This is a genomic window from Tumebacillus algifaecis, from assembly GCF_002243515.1.
Classification (GTDB): Bacteria; Bacillota; Bacilli; order Tumebacillales; family Tumebacillaceae; genus Tumebacillus_A; species Tumebacillus_A algifaecis.
Genome location: NZ_CP022657.1, coordinates 358,904 through 377,182 on the forward strand (window position 1 = coordinate 358,904; position 18,279 = coordinate 377,182).

The 18,279-nt window shown below is 55.3% G+C and carries 20 protein-coding genes and 1 riboswitch; of the genes, 18 read left to right on the plus strand and 2 right to left on the minus strand.

Annotated elements, in window-relative coordinates; translation table 11 throughout:
* Nucleotides 1–8: 8 nt before the first annotated feature.
* The 13 genes from prfA to CIG75_RS01865 all read left to right on the plus strand — a co-directional run bounded on the left by prfA (nt 9) and on the right by CIG75_RS01865 (nt 10,222).
* Nucleotides 9–1,085: a peptide chain release factor 1 gene (prfA, locus tag CIG75_RS01810; RefSeq protein WP_094235091.1), complete on the plus strand. Its 1,077-nt coding sequence runs from the start codon at nt 9–11 to the stop codon at nt 1,083–1,085.
* The gene (gene prmC, locus CIG75_RS01815) at nt 1,085–1,966 is read left to right on the plus strand and encodes a peptide chain release factor N(5)-glutamine methyltransferase (protein ID WP_094235092.1); all 882 of its coding nucleotides are present in this window, start codon (nt 1,085–1,087) and stop codon (nt 1,964–1,966) included. The genes prfA and prmC overlap by 1 nt, the downstream gene beginning before the upstream one ends.
* Before the next feature lie 7 nt (nt 1,967–1,973).
* Nucleotides 1,974–2,150 (plus strand): hypothetical protein, encoded by a 177-nt coding sequence (locus CIG75_RS20540; protein ID WP_157729329.1) that lies wholly within the window; start codon nt 1,974–1,976, stop codon nt 2,148–2,150.
* A gap of 97 nt (nt 2,151–2,247) precedes the next feature.
* Nucleotides 2,248–2,997, plus strand: a complete 750-nt coding sequence (gene spoIIR / locus CIG75_RS01820; protein ID WP_157729330.1) for a stage II sporulation protein R — start codon at nt 2,248–2,250, stop codon at nt 2,995–2,997.
* A 173-nt stretch (nt 2,998–3,170) separates the two neighbouring features.
* A complete protein-coding gene (locus CIG75_RS01825) occupies nt 3,171–3,671 on the plus strand; it encodes a GNAT family N-acetyltransferase (RefSeq protein WP_094235094.1) in 501 nt (166 codons plus the stop codon).
* A gap of 98 nt (nt 3,672–3,769) precedes the next feature.
* A complete protein-coding gene (locus CIG75_RS01830) occupies nt 3,770–4,792 on the plus strand; it encodes an L-threonylcarbamoyladenylate synthase (protein WP_094235095.1) in 1,023 nt (340 codons plus the stop codon).
* Between the two features lie 94 nt (nt 4,793–4,886).
* Nucleotides 4,887–5,035: riboswitch (cyclic di-AMP (ydaO/yuaA leader) on the plus strand.
* Between the two features lie 8 nt (nt 5,036–5,043).
* Nucleotides 5,044–5,466 carry an NAD-binding protein gene (locus CIG75_RS01835; protein ID WP_094235096.1) on the plus strand — a complete coding sequence of 141 codons (423 nt, stop codon included), beginning with the start codon at nt 5,044–5,046 and terminating at the stop codon, nt 5,464–5,466.
* Between the two features lie 169 nt (nt 5,467–5,635).
* A complete protein-coding gene (locus CIG75_RS20975) occupies nt 5,636–6,046 on the plus strand; it encodes a hypothetical protein (RefSeq protein WP_193791327.1) in 411 nt (136 codons plus the stop codon).
* 136 nt (nt 6,047–6,182) lie between these two features.
* Nucleotides 6,183–6,749 (plus strand): manganese efflux pump MntP, encoded by a 567-nt coding sequence (locus tag CIG75_RS01845; protein WP_094235097.1) that lies wholly within the window; start codon nt 6,183–6,185, stop codon nt 6,747–6,749.
* A 24-nt stretch (nt 6,750–6,773) separates the two neighbouring features.
* The gene (locus CIG75_RS01850) at nt 6,774–7,514 is read left to right on the plus strand and encodes a ZIP family metal transporter (protein WP_094235098.1); all 741 of its coding nucleotides are present in this window, start codon (nt 6,774–6,776) and stop codon (nt 7,512–7,514) included.
* A 57-nt stretch (nt 7,515–7,571) separates the two neighbouring features.
* Complete coding sequence (locus CIG75_RS01855; RefSeq protein WP_094235099.1) at nt 7,572–8,258, plus strand: low molecular weight protein arginine phosphatase; 687 nt, start codon at nt 7,572–7,574, stop codon at nt 8,256–8,258.
* A 121-nt stretch (nt 8,259–8,379) separates the two neighbouring features.
* The gene (locus CIG75_RS01860; RefSeq protein ID WP_157729331.1) at nt 8,380–9,477 is read left to right on the plus strand and encodes an AAA family ATPase; all 1,098 of its coding nucleotides are present in this window, start codon (nt 8,380–8,382) and stop codon (nt 9,475–9,477) included.
* Nucleotides 9,470–10,222, plus strand: coding sequence for a DUF4435 domain-containing protein (locus CIG75_RS01865; protein ID WP_094235101.1), 753 nt, complete (start codon nt 9,470–9,472; stop codon nt 10,220–10,222). Before CIG75_RS01860 ends, CIG75_RS01865 begins: the two co-directional genes overlap by 8 nt.
* Nucleotides 10,223–10,271: 49 nt before the next feature.
* Here the strand turns inward: CIG75_RS01865 and CIG75_RS01870 are convergent, their stop codons facing one another.
* On the minus strand, nt 10,272–12,038 hold the full coding sequence (locus CIG75_RS01870) for an ABC transporter ATP-binding protein (protein WP_094235102.1): 1,767 nt from the start codon (nt 12,036–12,038) through the stop codon (nt 10,272–10,274).
* 387 nt (nt 12,039–12,425) lie between these two features.
* Here CIG75_RS01870 and rpiB point away from each other — a divergent pair, with 387 nt between their 5' ends.
* The 5 genes from rpiB to wecB all read left to right on the plus strand — a co-directional run bounded on the left by rpiB (nt 12,426) and on the right by wecB (nt 16,677).
* A complete protein-coding gene (gene rpiB / locus CIG75_RS01875; protein ID WP_094235103.1) occupies nt 12,426–12,896 on the plus strand; it encodes a ribose 5-phosphate isomerase B in 471 nt (156 codons plus the stop codon).
* Nucleotides 12,890–13,456, plus strand: coding sequence for a TIGR01440 family protein (locus tag CIG75_RS01880; RefSeq protein WP_094235104.1), 567 nt, complete (start codon nt 12,890–12,892; stop codon nt 13,454–13,456). The genes rpiB and CIG75_RS01880 overlap by 7 nt, the downstream gene beginning before the upstream one ends.
* An 84-nt stretch (nt 13,457–13,540) precedes the next feature.
* A complete protein-coding gene (locus CIG75_RS01885) occupies nt 13,541–14,791 on the plus strand; it encodes a serine hydroxymethyltransferase (protein WP_094235105.1) in 1,251 nt (416 codons plus the stop codon).
* 79 nt (nt 14,792–14,870) lie between these two features.
* The gene (gene upp / locus CIG75_RS01890) at nt 14,871–15,500 is read left to right on the plus strand and encodes a uracil phosphoribosyltransferase (protein ID WP_094235106.1); all 630 of its coding nucleotides are present in this window, start codon (nt 14,871–14,873) and stop codon (nt 15,498–15,500) included.
* 34 nt (nt 15,501–15,534) lie between these two features.
* Nucleotides 15,535–16,677, plus strand: coding sequence for a non-hydrolyzing UDP-N-acetylglucosamine 2-epimerase (gene wecB / locus CIG75_RS01895; RefSeq protein ID WP_094238300.1), 1,143 nt, complete (start codon nt 15,535–15,537; stop codon nt 16,675–16,677).
* A gap of 191 nt (nt 16,678–16,868) precedes the next feature.
* Here wecB and CIG75_RS01900 read toward each other — a convergent pair whose 3' ends face one another.
* Complete coding sequence (locus tag CIG75_RS01900) at nt 16,869–18,185, minus strand: helix-turn-helix domain-containing protein (RefSeq protein ID WP_094235107.1); 1,317 nt, start codon at nt 18,183–18,185, stop codon at nt 16,869–16,871.
* Nucleotides 18,186–18,279 lie beyond the last annotated feature (94 nt).

Below are 18,279 nucleotides of genomic sequence, written 5' to 3' on the forward strand. Positions count from 1 at the left end.
TGATAAGGATGATCGATCGCTTACAATCGCTTGAAGACCGCTATAACAAGTTGAGTGACCTGCTGTGTGATCCGGACATCGCCAGCGACCCGAAGAAGCTGCGCGAGTACGGCAAAGAGCAGTCCGACCTTGAAGATACGGTGAACGTGTTCCGGGAGTACAAAGAAGTTGTGCAAGGCTTGACCGATGCTAAAGGCATGCTCGCTGAGAAGTTGGATGACGAGATGCGCGAACTGGTCAAGATGGAGATCGACGAACTGGTCGATCGCGAAGCTGATCTCAAAGACCGTCTGACCATTCTCTTGCTTCCGAAAGACCCGCTCGATGAGAAAAACGTTATCGTCGAGATCCGCGGTGCGGCAGGTGGCGACGAAGCGGCGCTGTTTGCAGGCGACCTGTTCAAGATGTACACCTCCTATGCAGAGCGTCAAGGCTGGAAGACGGAGACGGTCGAATCGAGCTACACCGAGCTTGGCGGCTTCCGCGAAGTCGTGTTCCAGATCATCGGCAAAGGTGCCTATTCCAAGCTGAAATTCGAATCGGGCGCACATCGCGTGCAACGGGTTCCTTCGACCGATTCGGGTGGCCGGATTCATACTTCGACCGCGACGGTCGCCGTGTTGCCAGAAGCGGAAGATGTAGAAGTGGAAATCCACGACAAAGACCTGCGCATCGATACGTTCTGCTCGTCCGGTCCGGGCGGCCAGTCGGTTAACACCACGCAGTCGGCCGTGCGGATCACCCACGTTCCGACCGGAGTGTCCGTCTCTTGTCAGGACGAGAAATCGCAGATCAAGAACAAGGATCGCGCGATGAAAGTTCTGCGTGCGCGCCTGTTTGAAATCGAGCTGAAAAAACAGCAGGAAGCGGCAGCGTCCGCTCGTAAATCGGCAGTCGGCACTGGCGACCGCTCCGAGCGCATCCGCACCTACAACTTCCCGCAATCGCGCGTGACCGACCACCGCATCGGGCTTACGCTGCACAAATTGGACTACATCCTCGCAGGCGACCTCGACGAGATCATCAACACGCTGATCACCGTCGAACGCACCGATGCGCTGAAAGCGCAAAATGAGGAAGAATAATGTCTCACGGGACGCATGAAACGATTCGGGAAGCCCTGTTGTGGGCTTCCCGTTTCTTTGAAGAAAAGGGCGTTCGCTCCCCGCAGTTCAATGCGGAAGTGCTGTTGCAGCATGTTTTGGGGATCGACCGCACGAAGATGCTCGTCCGCCTTCAGGACGCTTTTCCAGTTGAGGCGCGGGAGGCATTTGCCTCGGTCGTGCAAAAGCGGGGCGAGCAAGTGCCCCTTCAGCATTTGACGGGGGTGCAAGAGTTTTATGGGCGACCCTTTTTCGTCTCGGGGGATGTGTTGATCCCGAGGCCAGAGACGGAGCTGTTGATCGAGCGCATCTTGCAGGAAAAAGGGTCGATCGATGCGCCGTTGATCGTGGACATCGGGACGGGAAGCGGGGCGATCGCCCTGACCTTGGCGTTGGAATGGCCAGCCGCTCAGGTCGTCACCGTCGATATTTCGCCGGATGCGCTGGCGATGGCGCGGCGCAACGCAGAAAATTTGGGCGTGGCCGATCGGGTCGAATTTTTGCAAGGGGATCTGGTCACACCGCTGATTGAACGGGGGCTGCGGCCTGACATCGTGGTTTCCAATCCGCCGTACATCCCGACGGCCGACTGTGAGACGCTCGATGTGGAAGTGCGCGACCATGAGCCTCGCTTGGCGCTGGACGGTGGAGAAGACGGATTGTATCCCTATCGCGTGATCTGCTCGGCCCTGCCTGCGTTGTGGCCCGAGCAAGGGCCAGCTTTGGTGGCCTATGAAGTGGGAATCAATCAGGATCAGGCTGTCGAGCAGATGATTCGTGCGGTGCTCCCTGTGGGTGAGACGGGCATCGTGCCGGACTGGCAGGGCATTGGGCGCGTGATCTGGGGCAAACGGGGAGAGTGAAGGAACGATGCCGAGCTATAAAAAGTGGATGTTGCTGTTCATCTTTCTAGGAGTTTTATGTGGGCTGTTCATCACGTTTGGACGCGGCGTTGTGGAGCATGCGCCGCTGATCGGCTGGGGCGGCGCGGTCGTCTGTTACGCCATCGCCTTTGGCATCGTGAAGAGTGGACGGCGAAAACGCTAATCTCTTATTTTTTTGCTAGATTCGCATTTGCTAGGTTTAGACTCGCAAACTTCTGTCCATACTCGTAGCATAAGAGAGTACGAGGGGGATGCGAGAGATGATGAACTGGGTGGCAAAGATTCGTGAAGCGGTGCAGAAAGTGAACAAGCGCGTGGTCGTCGCCCTGCTGCTGGCGGCGATGCTCGGGACGGGGATGCTGATGGCGCCGATGAACGGGCAGGCGGTCGCGACAGAAGCGGTGCTGGTTCCAGAAGAGCAACAACAAGGTGTACAGCTTCAGCAAGGGCAGTCCATTCCGGGCGACGCGATCCGCCTGCGCATCATTGCGAACAGCGACAAGCCGGAGGATCAGCAGTTGAAGCGCGACATCCGCGACCAGATCATCGCGGCGATCGCACAAGAAGTAGCAGGTTTGCAGACGGCAGAAGCGGCGCATGAAGCGATTCGTCTCGCCGTGCCGCAGATGAATGAGATCGCCCAGCGCGTGATCGAGGCACAAGGCTACTCGTACCAAGCGGTGACCGACTTTGGCCGCGTGCCGTTTCCGACCAAGATGTACGGCTCCGAAGTGTATCCGGCAGGCGAGTATGAGGCGCTGCGCATTCAGATCGGGGAAGCACAAGGTCAAAACTGGTGGTGCGTGCTGTTCCCGCCGCTGTGCTTTGTTGATCTGAGCAACGGCGATGCGGTTCAGGCGAAAGACATGGAAACTGCGGCGATCACGACGGTAGCGCTAAAAGACGCGGCGGGCGAGGAGCAGGAAGTGGAAGTGCGCTCCGCTTTCTTTGACAAACTGTCCGCTTGGTGGGACGGTTTCACCGACAGCATCGGCGGATTTTTCGCTTAAGTTCACAAAATATCTCACACCGCATCCCCTCGGTGCATCGTGTGAATCGAACAAGCCCGTACCTGACGCGATTATGACGCTTAGGTGCGGGTTTATTTGTGCCCAATCTAGCATATCTGCACGTCGTGGCGCATAGAGATAGAGCAAAATGCGAGAGAGGGCGTGGGGACGAGATGAGCATCGTGATTCGGAAGGCAAGCCAAGCCGATCGAACGAGTATTCAACGCTTGTTGCTGGAGGCAGGGCTGCATGCACAGGGTGTGGATCAAGCTGTGGATCGTTTTTTGCTGATCGAACAGGAAGAGGAGGGAGGGCACAAGACGGCGATCGGCACGATTGGGCTGGAAATCGTGGCCGGGAAGTATGGCCTGATGCGCTCGCTCGTCATCAAGAACGGGCCGGGCACGGCGCAGCTCGGTGCGGAGCTGTTGCGGCTGTTTGTGGCCTATGTGGAGACGATGGAGATCGAACAGCTCTACTTACTCACACAATCCACAACTGTCCCCCTGTTTATCCACATCGGGTTTTCCACAATCGAGAGAGAACGGGTGCCACATGCTGTAGCCCAGAGCCCACACTTCCTGGCGTACAGTCAGCAGGACGTCGTCTGTTTGGTAAAAAACTATACATCCACAAGTTATCCACAACACCATGTGGATAGTGTGAATAAATAGGAATATACGTTCCTATTTTTTTCGACAAAATGATTCATGTTTTTTCCTGTTCTTTTGCTATACTAAGGACACACGAAAACGAACAGGGACGGGTGCAGATGGAGACGAAACGCTTAGGTACAACCGAACAGGACATCGCGGTGGCAGCAGAGCTATTGCGGCAGGGAGAGGTGGTCGGTTTTCCGACGGAGACCGTGTATGGGCTAGGTGCGAATGCATGGGACGCTGCTGCTGTGGATAAAATTTTTGCGGCGAAAGGCAGACCGGCCGACAATCCACTGATTGTCCACATTGCACACAAGAGCGATGTGGAGAAGTTGGCCCGAACTGTGCCGCTCGGAGCGAAGTTGTGCATGGATCGGTTTTGGCCAGGGCCGCTCACGTTGGTGCTGCCTTGTGTGGACAGCGTGCCGCGCAATGTGACGGCTGGGCTTGATACGGTGGGCATTCGCATGCCCGACCATGTGACGGCGCTGCAGTTGATCGATGCGGCAGGTGCGCCCTTAGCGGCGCCGAGCGCGAACCGCTCGGGCCGTCCAAGCCCGACGCTGGCCGATCATGTGCTCGAAGATTTGAACGGACGCATCGCAGGCATCGTGGATGGCGGTGCGGCAGGCGTTGGCGTCGAATCGACCGTGCTCGATTTTTCCGGAGAGGTGCCGATGATCTTGCGCCCCGGCGGTGTGACGCGCGAGATGCTGGTCGAGTTGCTCGGGGAAGTGTTGGTCGATCCTGTGCTGCAAAGTGGGGTCGGCACGCCGAAGTCGCCAGGCGTGAAGTACACGCACTATGCGCCCAAAGGCGAGATGTGGCTGGTCGAAGGGCCGCGAGATCAAGCGGAGATCGCAGAGCGGGTGGCCAAGGCGAGACAGGCGGGGTACCGCGTAGGGGTACTGACCACGGCGGAGCGGGCCGAGTTATTCACAGCCGATGTGGTGATCGCTTGTGGACGGCGCGACGATCTATCCACAGTGGCGTCCGGCCTCTATGATGCGATTCGGCAGTTCGATCACGCAGGTGCCGATCTGATCTATTCGGAAGTATTTCCGGAGACTGGGGTGGGGCTTGCTGTGATGAATCGATTGCGTAAAGCGGCGAGCCATCGAGTTATTTACGCATAAGAACGCAATACGGCGGAGAGGGACCTGAAAAAAGGGCTCCTCTCCGTTTCATCTTTCTCCAGTGGATCGTGTATAATAGGAAGAGACAACTGAAATAGATCTAAGGCTGAATTCCGGCTCGATCCGGAAGCGGAGGACCCAATCAATACGGGGTGAAATCTGCTTAATGCAGAAAGGGTGAACATGATCTCTCTTGCCACCCGAACCCGACAGCTAACTTCGTAAGCCGATGCGAGAAGAGGGTGAGAAGTGTGAACCGTTGTCTGATCGTCACTATGGATGAATCGGCCGTTCCGTTCATTCAATCGTTACACAGCATGGGACTGGATTGCGCGTTTTTGGATTTTTGTGCGCAAACGGCCCACTTTCTGCGCGTTCAGAAGATTGATGCGCCTGTGATCAAAGTCGGTCCGCATAAGCAGGATGTGGTCAGCGATGCGCGGATTCGCGAGTTTGATACGGCGGTCGTTTTCGAAGGCGCGTGGCTGGAAAGCGCGTTGATCGTGCAAGCGCTGAAAAAGGCTGGCGTTGGCAAAGTTGTTGTCGTCGCGCAAAATCTCAGTTTTATGCGCGCCTACCGAGCATTGGGGGCCGACCGTGTGGTCGGTGTTCGCCGCTGGAACCGCGATTCGTTTCGCGTGTTGAACGGTGAGGCCAAGGTACGTGGGGCGTAGTGGTTGGGATACGAGCACTATCTTCAAAAGACCGGAGCTTGTCGATAAAGCTCGGGTCTTTTTTTATTTTGGGGTATTAGACGAGGGGATTTGTCCACACGGGAACTGCCTGTAGGGCATAGGATATGGCATCGGTAGAGGTTCACTCAACAGAGTCGGAGGTGAAAGTATGCAGCGACAGTTTGAAAAGTTGATCGGTAAAACGGTAACTCTTTATACGGAAAAAGGTGCACATGTCGGCATCGTCGAGAAAGCGGACGCGAAAGGTGTGACGTTGCGGGCGCTTCCCAAAAAGAACAGCAAGGGCTTGGATGTGGAGCATGTGTTCTTTGGCGGCGGGTTCTATCCGTACGGCGGGCTAGGTGGTGTCGGTGTCGGTGCTGGTGTCGGAGTGGGTGTTGGAGTTGGGGTTGGAGTCGGCGCAGGTTTTGGCGGTGGATTTGGACCGGGGATTGGATTTGGGCCAGGGATCGGATTTGGACCGAGGGTCGGGTTCGGTGCAGGTCTCGGAGGCGGTTTTGGCGCCGGCATCGCGCGTCCATTCGGAGTTCGACCGTTTGGCGGCGGGCTGTTCTGGTAGTTCGTTTCAAGTGTTAATAGCCCTGGCTTGGGTTGCTGAGCCAGGGCTTTGCCATGTCCACAAGCGGTTCAGTTCGTAGGACAAGGCGCATACACATGAACGGAAGGGACAACCGGGGGGAGGAACTGTCGTTTTGATGACCAGTTTTCAGTGGGGTGAGGTGGCGACCCTTTTGATCATGGCGCTTGCGCTTGGCATGGATGCATTCTCGCTCGGGCTTGGGATGGGCATGTTGCGGTTGACTCGACGGGAGATCGCACGGATTTCGCTTGTGATCGGCCTCTTCCATGTCTTGATGCCGCTGCTCGGCATGGTGGCAGGCTTGTATCTGGCCAAAGCGGTCGGTGAGGTGACCCAATGGATCGGCGCACTGCTTCTGATCGGACTTGGCGTACATATGGTGTGGAATTCGATGAAAGGACAGGAAGAGAGCGGCGCGATGCGTGGTGATTCGCGGACGACAGGACTTGGTCTGGTGTTGTTTGCGCTGTCGGTGAGCATCGATTCGCTGTCGGTCGGCTTCTCGCTTGGAACGCTCGGGGCAAACGTATTGATCGCCGTGCTGTTGTTTGGCATCTGTGGCGCGCTGATGGCGGCGACGGGGCTGTCGCTAGGCAGTAAAGCGTCCCATCTGTTCGGCGAGTATGGCGAGGCGATCGGCGGGGCTGTCCTGGTGGCGTTTGGCATCAAGTTCTTGCTGTGAGCGGACGAAGGGAGGGGGACGCTGATGACCCATATTTTGCTGATCAGTCTGGTGTCGGGACTGGCGACGACGTTTGGCGGACTGGTAGTGCTGCGCATCGGCAAGCTGACGCGGCACGGGTTGGCTTTCTTTCTGGCGTTGGCGGCGGGGATCATGTTGGCGGTGGTGTGTGCCGATCTGATTCCGGCATCTTTTTCGGGCGGTGGGACGACAGCGGTGCTGTATGGGGTGACGGCCGGCTGGCTCTTCATGATGGTGATGCGCCGCGCCGTGACGGCCGTGCTGCGCAGGTCACCGTTGGGGACTGGGGCGTCGTTTCACTATCTGCGGCTAGGGTGGTTTATTGCGGTGGTCACCGCTTTGCATGACATTCCGGAGGGATTGGCGATCGGAGCTGGCGATGTCTTGCATCCGGAGCTCGGGATGTTGCTTGCGCTGGCGATCGGGCTGCACAATCTGCCAGAGGGGATGTCGATTGCGGTACCGCTGCGCATGGCGGGGATACCGGGGAAGAAGATCATCGGGATCATCACGCTGGCGGCGCTGTTCACACCGCTTGGGACGCTGCTTGGCATGCTGTTGTTCGAAGTGTCACCGCAGCTGATCAGCATGTCGATGGCCTTTGCGGCGGGGGCGATGGGCTATGTGGTGGCGCGGGACTTGTGGCCGGAAGCGTGGCATTCTTCGAAGCTGATCACGGCGGGAGGGTCGTTGCTCGGCGCGGCGCTGTTGCTTGTGGTGGGGCATTTTCATTTGCATGGCTAGCCAGTGCGCGGCTATACTGAGAGGGAAACAGATGCGAACGGAACAAGGAGGATTCGGATGAAACTGTTGTTTGTATGCACCGGGAACACGTGCCGAAGCGCGATGGCAGAACCCCTGATGCGCAGCCGTCTCGAGCAGGTGGGTCTCGGGGAGCAGGTGGAAGTGCGTTCGGCAGGAGTGGCGGCGGTCGCGGGCTCGCCGGCTTCGCAAGGAGCTGTGAATGTGTTGAATGGCAAAGGCATGGACGGGGCCGGGCATATGGCGTCGTTCGTAGACCGCGAGACGGTGAACTGGGCCGATCTGATTTTGACGATGAGCCAGTCGCACAAGCGAACGCTGATCGAGAAGCATTTTGAAGCGATGGACAAGACGTTCACCTTGAAGGAGTTTGTCGATGACGACCCGAAGAACGTGGCGATCTTCGAGGAGATGGCCGACGTGCAAGAGGCGGCACAGACCAAGCAAAGCCTTTTCTTGGCGGAACATGCCGATGAGGTCGAGGCTCTGCAAGTAAGGTATCAGAGCGGAGATGCCAGCGCCGAGCAGGACCTCGTGCAGCTGCAAGAGCGGTTGGAAGCTACTGTGCAAGCGGAGAGCAAGCGGATGGGCGAGTTGATGAGCCAACTGCCCAGCTTCGATATTGCCGACCCATACGGCGGGTCGCAAGGCGTGTATGACGCTTGTGCAGAGGAGATCGACGGACTGCTTGAAAAGCTGGTTGTCCGGCTGCAGGAGGAGTTGTAGGGATTTAAGAGGGTAGGACAGAAAGGAGCCACAGCAATTTGCTGTGGCTCTATTAGGTGGCTGTGAGTGGAGCTGGTAGGATATACTAGTTTGAAAGAAGCGGATTCTGGAGGTGATTCTTTTGAAATTGAAAAGCATTAGAATCAAAGATGTGAAACGACTGCATAACACTTCGATAAGCTTTTACGATAAGATGGGAGATAAAGTACGAAATCGGACGATAATAGTCGGCAAGAACGGTTCAGGTAAGACGACATTGCTTGAGGTGATTTATGGTATCGCGTACCTTTTGGAAAAAGGGGTAAGAGGCATTCAGGATGGCATTCAGGATGAAGAGATCATCGATTTTTTTAGTCCGGGTGCTACAGAAGCCTGTTTTGAATATCCTGTCCTTGATGGGACAAATCAGTTGCTTGTGCGTACTGGGAAGGCTTTTCAAGCGTTCGATAAGGGTCCAGCACCTGCAGTTCAGGATGATGTGAACATTGCTAAAGGCGATTATGTTGGCCAAGATCGAATGCCGGATTGTTTAGTTTCTCGCACCGAGAGTGGGCGAAAATTTCTTGAAAAAGTCCAAATCGCTGCTGCTGGACTTGAAGACCGTACACCGATCGGAAACGTGCTGTATTTTCCTACCGACCGATTTGCTAAATTTAGTGGAGGGTCGGGCGAGTTAGTCAATGAAAAACCGGAGTTTCGCTGGTGCTATCGTTTCAATCGCGATCAGGACGAATGGAAGGGCTCGTTGGAAAGCTTTTTGGTCTGGCTATATTTTCATGATTTGCAGAGAGAAAAACTAGGATATCCAGGCTCTTCAAAATTTGAAGAGTTCAAAGCGATGATCAATCGCTTTTTAGAGGGCAAGCGAATCACAACTGTCAATACGAGTTTTAAGGTTGAAGTAATAGAAAGTGGAACGAACCGAACGTATGGATTAGAAGCATTAAGTTCGGGAGAGAAGCAAGTGATTTTGTTGCTTGGTGAAATATACCGATACATTTCTGTAGGCAGTCTCATCTTGATCGACGAACCGGAAATTCATCTTCACCCCGTGTGGCAAAGAATTTTTATCGCTACATTGACCGATCTGTGTGAGAAATATGATGCACAGTTAATCCTGACAACTCAGTCACCTGAAATTGCCAAATCGGTGATGTCTAGTGAGGTAATATCATTGGATAACTTACTAGACGAGTCTGAGGTATCAGCGAATGAGTGAGTATCCGACGTTGTTTGTAGAAGGTTCGGACGATGAAAAAACTTTGCATCTGATGTTCCCGATGATCTTGGGCAATGTACAACAAGCGAACAGTAAAAAGGACGTCCGAAAAATGGTGAGTCAGACGGAAAACAGTTTTGGGATCGTCGATCGGGACTTTGAATTTCAGACGATAGAACAGCCGCGGGTCACCATCTTGGATAGGTATGCATTAGAAAACTATTTGCTTGATCCTGCATACCTATACAAACTAGCTGTCGATCTAAAGGTCGATCAACATGAGCAATGGAGCTCCAAAGAAATGATTGAGCAACAAATTTTAAAAATGGGTCAGTCTTTCTGCCACTTTGCAACGGCAAATAGCTTGTTGCATGATTATGGCTTACGATTATATGATTCTGAATTAAGGCAATATTTTCGAGCTCATCCTGACGAAACGAGTTCTACGGAGGTGTTGCAGAGTTTAGTAGATCGATTTAATAAACTTCCTCAAGAAGCGGAGATACGTTCTTCCTGGGCTGAACGGTATCAGGAAATTGAACACGCATGTAAAAGCATGGGTGGCGTACACCAGTGGATTGACGGAAAATTACTACTTCGATATGGCATCTATCAAGAAATCCGAAAGGTGTATCAAAAGAATTTGAAACTGCAAGATGTGGTTGAGCGACTTGCAAGTTTTGCTAGACATGACCCACCTGATTTTCTCTGTACGACCTTACGAGGTATCGGAATGGTGGATTAATTTTCGCAATCAAGAAAAGAACCCCCGCGCATGCGCAGGGGTTTTCGTGCTACAAGGTCGTCTCTTCCAATTGGAACTGATGGGTTGCAAGCTCCCTGTAGAGCTCATGGCTTTCGAGCAGTTCTTCGTGCGTGCCGACTCCGGTGACGCGGCCCTTTTCGAGGACGACGATCTGGTCGGCATCGACCACAGTGGATAGACGGTGCGCGATGACGAGGGTGGTGCGGTGGCGCATAAGGTTGTTCAGCGCGTCTTGGACCACTTTTTCGGACGTGCTGTCGAGAGCTGAGGTGGCCTCGTCGAGCATCAGGATGTTCGGATTGCGCAAGAGGGCGCGGGCGATGGCGATCCGTTGGCGCTGGCCGCCGGAAAGCATGATGCCGCGCTCGCCGACCTCGGTGTCGTAACCGTTTGGCAGCTCTTCGATAAAGTGGTGGGCATAGGCCATCTCGGCGGCCTGCCGCAATTCCTCGGGCGTGATCTCCCGCTCCACACCGTAGGAGATGTTTTCACGAATCGTACCCGCCATCAACGGGCTTTCCTGTGACACGTAGCCGAGCTGTTCCCGCCAGGATTGGAGGTTGAAGGAGTCGATAGGCGTGTCACCAAGCCGGATCGTGCCGCCGCTGGGAAGGTAGAAGCGCTCAAGCAGCGAGAACAGCGTCGTCTTGCCCGATCCGCTGGGGCCGACAATCGCCGTGACCTTGCCAGGCAAGATCGAAAAATTCACATTGTTCAGCACCTGATCGCCGGTCTGGTAGGCAAAGGACAGGCTTTCCACCCCGATCGGCTGTGCGGTGTTCTCCACCAAAGTCTGCACTGCGTGATCTTCCTCTTCATGCTCCAGAATTCCCATCAAGCGCTCCGTTGCGCCCATCGCTTTTTGAATCGAGGTGAAAAACTGGGCCAATTGTCCAAACGGCATGATGATCTGGAAGAGATAGAGAATAAATGCTACCAATTCCCCTGCGCTCAAGGCGCCTGTCGCCACGCGCACACCGCCGTACCCGATGATCACCACGAGCATCGCCATCATCAAGAAGGTCATCAGCGGTGCAAGAATCGAGTGGATTTTCGCTTCTCGCAATCCGTATTGGAACAGATGTTGAATCCCTTGGTCCCCATTTTCCTTTTCGCGCCGCTCGGCGTTGAACGATTTGACGAGGCGAATTTCTTGCAACACTTGGGTGAGCAGGGCGGTGAAGCTGGCCATCTCATCTTGCAACCCTTTGGAGATCAGGTACATCTTGCGCCCAAGCGGCCGGATGACGAGGAAAGCGATCGGGATCGCTGACAGCATGACGAGCGTCATCTGCCAGTCGAGGAACAGCAGGATCGCCACCGAGCCGATGATCGAGATGATGCTTGTGAAAAAGGAGATCAGGTGTGTGACGATAATCTCCTTGATGATCCCAGTATCGCTCGTCATCCGCGAGATCGTTTCCCCGGAGCGATGCTTGTCAAAATAGGGGATGGGCAGTACGAGCAGTTTGTGCCACAAACGTCGGCGCAGGTTGGCGACCACTTTTTGCCCGACGAAGGACAGCATATAATGTGAGAAAGCGGCCGACGCCCCTTGTAACAAGAAGGCGGAGATCAGCAGAAAAATCACCGACTTGTTCAGCGCGGACACGCTCACCACATCGACCAGATTTTTCGTAAACCACGGCACGATCAAGGAGGCGCCCGTGTTGATCAAACTCAAGATCAACACGCCTGCGATCAACAGCTTCGGTGGATTGGTCCTGGTGATCAAACGCAGAAAGGCGCGCCATTGGTCCTTTCGAACAGGTTGTTGCTGTGTTTCAGTATTCATATAAGCACCCGCTCCCAGTAAAATGATAGGACTCGTACATGTAGGCAATCGATAGGCTATACTAGACTGATTGATGCACATGGGTGCATCGAGGTGCGAGGTCAAGATTCCCTTCCTCTATTGATAACAAAATCAAGCAAAAGATGGAAGTCAAATTTTTGATACCCTGTACCCTGCCGATCGCCGATCTGATGAAAGCAAGCGTTTCGAGAGGGTGGTCAGGAGCGAAGATGAGGATCACGCTAGCAAATCAGTAAACGGTTCTGCTATGCTAAAACAGATTGTACTAAACGTTGCCGCGCATAGGGGCACGCCCTGCATGGCACCGACGCACCGTATGTCAGCGGCTTTGCAACACATACATTCCAGCGCAACGGAGGTCATACGATGAAAGTGGCTATCGCAGCCGACCACGGCGGGTTCACGCTGAAGGAGTCGGTGAAGAAAAAGCTTGAGAGCATGGGGCTGTCCTACCATGATTTTGGCACCTACTCGGAAGAATCGGTCGATTACCCGGACTACGGGATTCAGGTCGCAGAAGCGGTCGCCCGCGGTGAATATGACCGCGGCATCCTGATCTGCGGCACCGGGCTTGGCATGTCGATCGTCGCCAACAAAGTGCCAGGCATTCGCTGTGCGCTTTTGCATGACACGTTCTCGGCAAAAGCGACTCGCGAACACAACGACACCAACGTGATGGCGATGGGCGCGCGCGTCATCGGCGCAGGACTGGCTGATGACATCGTCGAACTGTGGCTGAGCACCGATTTCAGCGGCGGTCGTCATGCGGCTCGCATCGAGAAAATCGGGAACATCGAGCAGCGCTATGGCCGCGAAAACGGGATCAGCGGATGCTAAGTCCGGAACTTGTAGCTGTCAAAGCACAGACCTTGCAAGCGATCCACGACCTCCAAGCTACAGCTGGGCTTGATCGCGATCAGATCCTCGTCATCGGGGCCTCCTCAAGCGAAGTTGTCGGCAAAAAAATTGGCTCGGGCGGCTCGTTGGACGCGGCAGAACTGATCGTCGAAGCGGTGCTGGAGGCGCGGGACACATACGGATTTCAGGTCGCGTTTCAATGCTGTGAACATCTCAACCGCGCGCTGGTCGTCGAAAGGGACACGCTCAAGCAGTTTCAGTTGGAGGAAGTGGCGGTCGTGCCCGTTCCGAAAGCGGGCGGTGCGGTGGCATCCACAGCATTTGGCAAGTTGAAGCATCCGGTGTTGGTCGAAACGATTCGGGCGGATGCGGGCATCGACATCGGGGACACGTTGATCGGGATGCACTTGCGCCAAGTCGCGGTGCCTGTGCGAGGGACTTTGCGTGAGATCGGTGAAGCGCATGTGACGATGGCGCGCACCCGGCCCAAGCTGATCGGCGGCGCACGTGCCGTGTATGTGCTCGGTGAGCGCGAATAACTCCTAAAAACACGAACTTTTTATCAGAAATATGCTATACTGTTCGGAAATACTACGTTTCAGTTGGAAAAGGGGAGACCTTGGATGAGTCATTTGAGATTGGTAGACAGTGAAGTAGCAGAAGCGCTGGAGCTGGAGCTGGGTCGTCAACGCAGCAAAATCGAGTTGATCGCGTCGGAGAACTTCGTATCCCGCGCAGTCATGGAAACGATGGGCACCGTGCTGACCAATAAATATGCGGAAGGCTATCCGGGCAAGCGCTATTACGGCGGTTGCGAGCATGTGGACATCGTGGAGAATTTGGCGCGCGATCGGGCGAAGGAACTGTTTGGTGCTGAACATGCCAACGTGCAGCCGCACTCTGGCGCACAGGCCAACACCGCTGTCTACTTTGCATTCCTGAAGCCGGGCGACACTGTGCTTGGCATGAACTTGTCGCATGGCGGTCACCTGACACACGGCAGCCCGGTCAACATCTCCGGTCAGTATTACAACTTCGTTCCTTACGGCGTCGAAGAAGAGACGAGCATGATCAACTATGACACCGTGCGCGAACTGGCGGTCGAACACAAGCCGAAGATGATCGTGGCAGGCGCCTCCGCCTACCCTCGTTCGATCGACTTCCAAAAGCTGCGCGAAATCGCAGACGAAGTTGGGGCTTATCTGATGGTGGACATGGCGCACATCGCCGGTCTGGTCGCAACCGGACACCATTCGTCTCCCGTTCCGTATGCCGACTTTGTCACCTCGACGACGCACAAAACGCTGCGCGGTCCGCGCGGCGGCTTGATCCTGTGCAAAGAGCAGTATGCCAAAGCGATCGACAAAGCGATCTTCCCAGGCATCCAAGGCGGTCCGCTGATGCATGTGATCGCTTCGAAAGCGGTAGCGTTTGGCGAAGCGCTGCGTCCGGAGTTTAAAGGCTACATCCAACAAGTGGTGGACAACGCTTCGGCGCTTGCCCAAGCTCTGATCGAGCGCGGCTTGAACATCGTCTCCGGCGGGACGGACAATCACCTGCTCCTGATCGATGTACGCAACCTCGGGCTGACCGGGAAAGAAGCGGAGCACCTGCTCGACGAGATCGGCGTCACCACCAACAAGAACACGATTCCGTTCGACCCGGCGTCACCGTTTGTCACCTCTGGTGTTCGCATCGGCACCCCGGCCGTCACGTCGCGTGGCTTCGGGAAGGCGGAAATGGTCGAGATCGCAGAGATCATCGCGCTGACCTTGAAGCACAAGGACGACCAAACCAAAATCAACGAAGCGATCGGCAAAGTGAAAGCGCTCTGCGACAAGTTTCCGATGTATGAAGGCTTGACCTATCTCTAGGAAAAAAAAGCCTGCCGTTATGGACGGCGGGCTTTTTTTGCTATAATGGAAAAAGACATCCAGAAAAGGAGATTCTGTCATGAGCAAAGTATACGTTTTTGATCATCCGTTGATCCAACATAAATTGACCTACATACGCGATAAACACACCGGCACCAAACAGTTCCGCGAGTTGGTGGAAGAAGTGGCCATGCTGATGGCTTATGAGGCGACCCGCGATCTACCGCTGACCGAGGCGGTGATCGAAACGCCTGTCGCAGAGACGAAGACCAAGGTGCTGGCCGGGAAGAAGCTCGGCGTCGTGCCGATCCTGCGTGCAGGGCTTGGTATGGTCGATGGCATCTTGAACCTGATTCCGAGCGCCAAGGTCGGTCATATCGGTCTGTACCGCGACCCGGAAACGATGCAACCGGTCGAGTATTACTGCAAACTGCCATCCGATGTGGCCGAGCGCGATCTGATCGCCGTCGATCCGATGCTCGCGACGGGCGGTTCGGCCGCTGCGGCGATCACGTTCATGAAACAGCGCGGTGCGAAAAACATCAAACTGATGTGCTTGATTGCCTCTCCGGAAGGCATTGAATTGGTGCAACGCGAACATCCGGATGTCGATATTTACGTGGCGGCTGTAGACGAGTGTCTCAACGACCACGGCTATATCACACCGGGTCTTGGTGACGCAGGCGATCGCCTGTATGGCACGAAGTAAGGTTTGGCAAGAGAAAAGGAGAGCGATGAACAAGATGGAACCCATTCGCGTACTGACGGTATTTGGTACTCGTCCTGAAGCGGTCAAGATGGCTCCGCTCGTAAAAGCGCTGGAGCGGGCAGGCGAGCAGATTCATTCCCGCGTTTGCGTGACGGCACAACACCGTCAAATGCTCGACCAAGTGCTAGAGCTGTTTGAGATTACGCCCGACTATGACCTCGATATCATGGAGCCGCGTCAGACGCTGACCGGCGTCACGACCAAGGCGCTGGCCGGTTTGCAGGATGTGATCCAGCAGGAGAAGCCGCACATCGTGCTCGTCCACGGCGACACGACGACAACTTTTGTTGGTGCCCTGGCCGCCTTTTATCAGCAGGTGGCGATCGGTCACGTCGAGGCGGGACTGCGCACCAACGACAAATACTCGCCGTTTCCGGAAGAGATGAACCGCCAATTGACCGGGGTGATGGCCGACCTGCATTTTGCGCCGACCGAACAGTCGAAGCACAATCTGCTTCAGGAGAGCAAGCCGGAAGCGAAGATCTTCGTCACGGGCAACACCGCGATCGACGCGATGGCGACCACTGTGCGCGACACCTATTCCCACCCGATTCTCGATTCGTTGCAACAAAATCAGCGCCTGGTGTTCATGACAGCTCATCGCCGTGAGAACCTCGGGGAGAAGATGGAGAACATCTTCCGCGCGGTGCGCCGTCTGGTCGAAGAGCATGAGGATTTGGTGGTCGTCTACCCAGTGCATCTCAATCCGGCGGTGCAGGAACCGGCGCGTGCCATCTTGGGTGGTCATGAGCGGATTCACCTGACCGACCCGATGGACGTGTATGACGGACACAACTTCATGTCCCGTGCCTACCTGATTTTGACCGACTCCGGCGGCATCCAAGAGGAAGCGCCGTCGCTGGGCGTTCCGGTGCTCGTCCTGCGCGACACCACCGAGCGTCCAGAAGGCATCGCAGCGGGCACCTTGAAGCTGGTAGGTACCGAAGAAGCGGTGATTTATGAGATGGCGGGCGAACTGCTCACCAACTCCGAGACGCACCGCAGCATGTCGGTTGCAGTCAACCCCTATGGCGACGGCAAAGCGTCTGAGCGCATCGTGCAAGCGATCCTGCACCACTTTGGGAGCGGGGATAAGCCGGATGAGTTTACCGTCTGAGGAACAGAACCCTATCGTATGATGCGGCCGCGATTGGACTAGGTATCGACTTCGTTCAAGCAGAGCGGGCGGTGCGACCTCAGTTTGCAGGCTAAGAGGTTCAGCGAGTGAGCGGACCTGCTGCGTAACGGGCGACCGTCCTTGCCAATGCAAAACCACCGAGCCAAGCGGCCCGGTGGTTTTCTTTGCGTTTATGCGTTTTTCGCGTTCGTCCGCAGGATCACACCAAGGCTTTCATATCCGGCCAGCGCTTCTCCGAAAAGCTGTGTCGCCATGTTCTGATCGCCCGCTTTGGCACAGATGCGGCCCAACTTGACGAGGATGTCCGGCGTGCGCGTCTCTACCGAATGGCTGCGCGCGAGAGTCAAACTTTCTTCCAGCGCCTGACGTCCAGCCGCTTCATCGCCTAAGAAGCAGGAGATCTGATAGGACAGAGCGAGCGCTCGAGCACGGTCTACTTCGGCCGACGGGATGTCGAGGTTGCGAAGCGCATCTTGCAGGCGGCTTTGCGCTTTCAACACCTCGCCCGCTTCGAGTAGCGCTTCGACATGATCGAGCATCGTCGGGAGCAGGGATGCATCACCAAGCTTTTGTTTTTGCTCGATCGCCAGCTCGAAATGCAAGTTGGCCTGCCCGTGGTCGCCCGTCTTCACGTACAGTTCGGCCAAGTTGCGTTCCGCTTCCGACAGTTCATGCTGTGTCTCCAACTGGCGGGAGATGCGCATCGCTTCTTGAAACAGCTCGAGCGCCTTGTCATACTGCTCCTGCTCGCGGTAGGTCGCTCCGAGCATGATCAGGGACTCGGCATACGCCTCCAGATTGTTCATCCGCGAGACGAGGCTCGTCGCTTTTTCAGCATAGTCGAGGGCAAGGTCATATTTGCCCATCTTGTGATACGATTGCGATAACAAGGAGAGAATCTTGCGGCTCAACTCATCATCCATCGCCTCTTGCGTGGCATGGTCAGCCTGTTTTAGGTAATCGAGCGCCTGCGCATAAAAGGACTGACGAAACGAGACCTGCGCAAATTGAAAATAGATGCTCGGCAACCATTCGTGATGTCCGGACATATGTGCGGCCGACTGCGCTTCAAACAGGTATTCGTTGGCGCGATGATACTCTTCTTGTGTTAAGGCGATGCGCGAAAGCAGCAGAGCTGACTGCGCGATATAATGATGCAAGCGCAGCTCTTTCGCGTCATTCATGATCTCTTCAGCAAAACGAGTCGCCATCGAATAGCGCTTGCGATGTAAAAGAGCTTCCGATTCGGCGAGCAGCGTCTTGGCGCGACGGCCGAGCGTCTCTTCCGGCGTTTCTTTAAAATAGCTGTACGGCGTTTGCAACTGCTCGGCGAGATAGCGCAGCAAGTCTTCCGATGGAACTTGTAGATCACGCTCGACAAGGCTAAGCGTTGCAGGTGAGATCGTCTCCCCGGCGATGTCCTTCAAGGTGAGGTCCAATTCTTTACGTTTTAAGCGCAGTTTTTGCCCGAGGGTCAAATATTGCATAATCGCTTCTCCTATTCCAAGGACGAATTCCTAAAATGCATGTTGTTGATGATAATTTACCATGCCATGAACCCAAGTGAAAAGAGGCCAAATG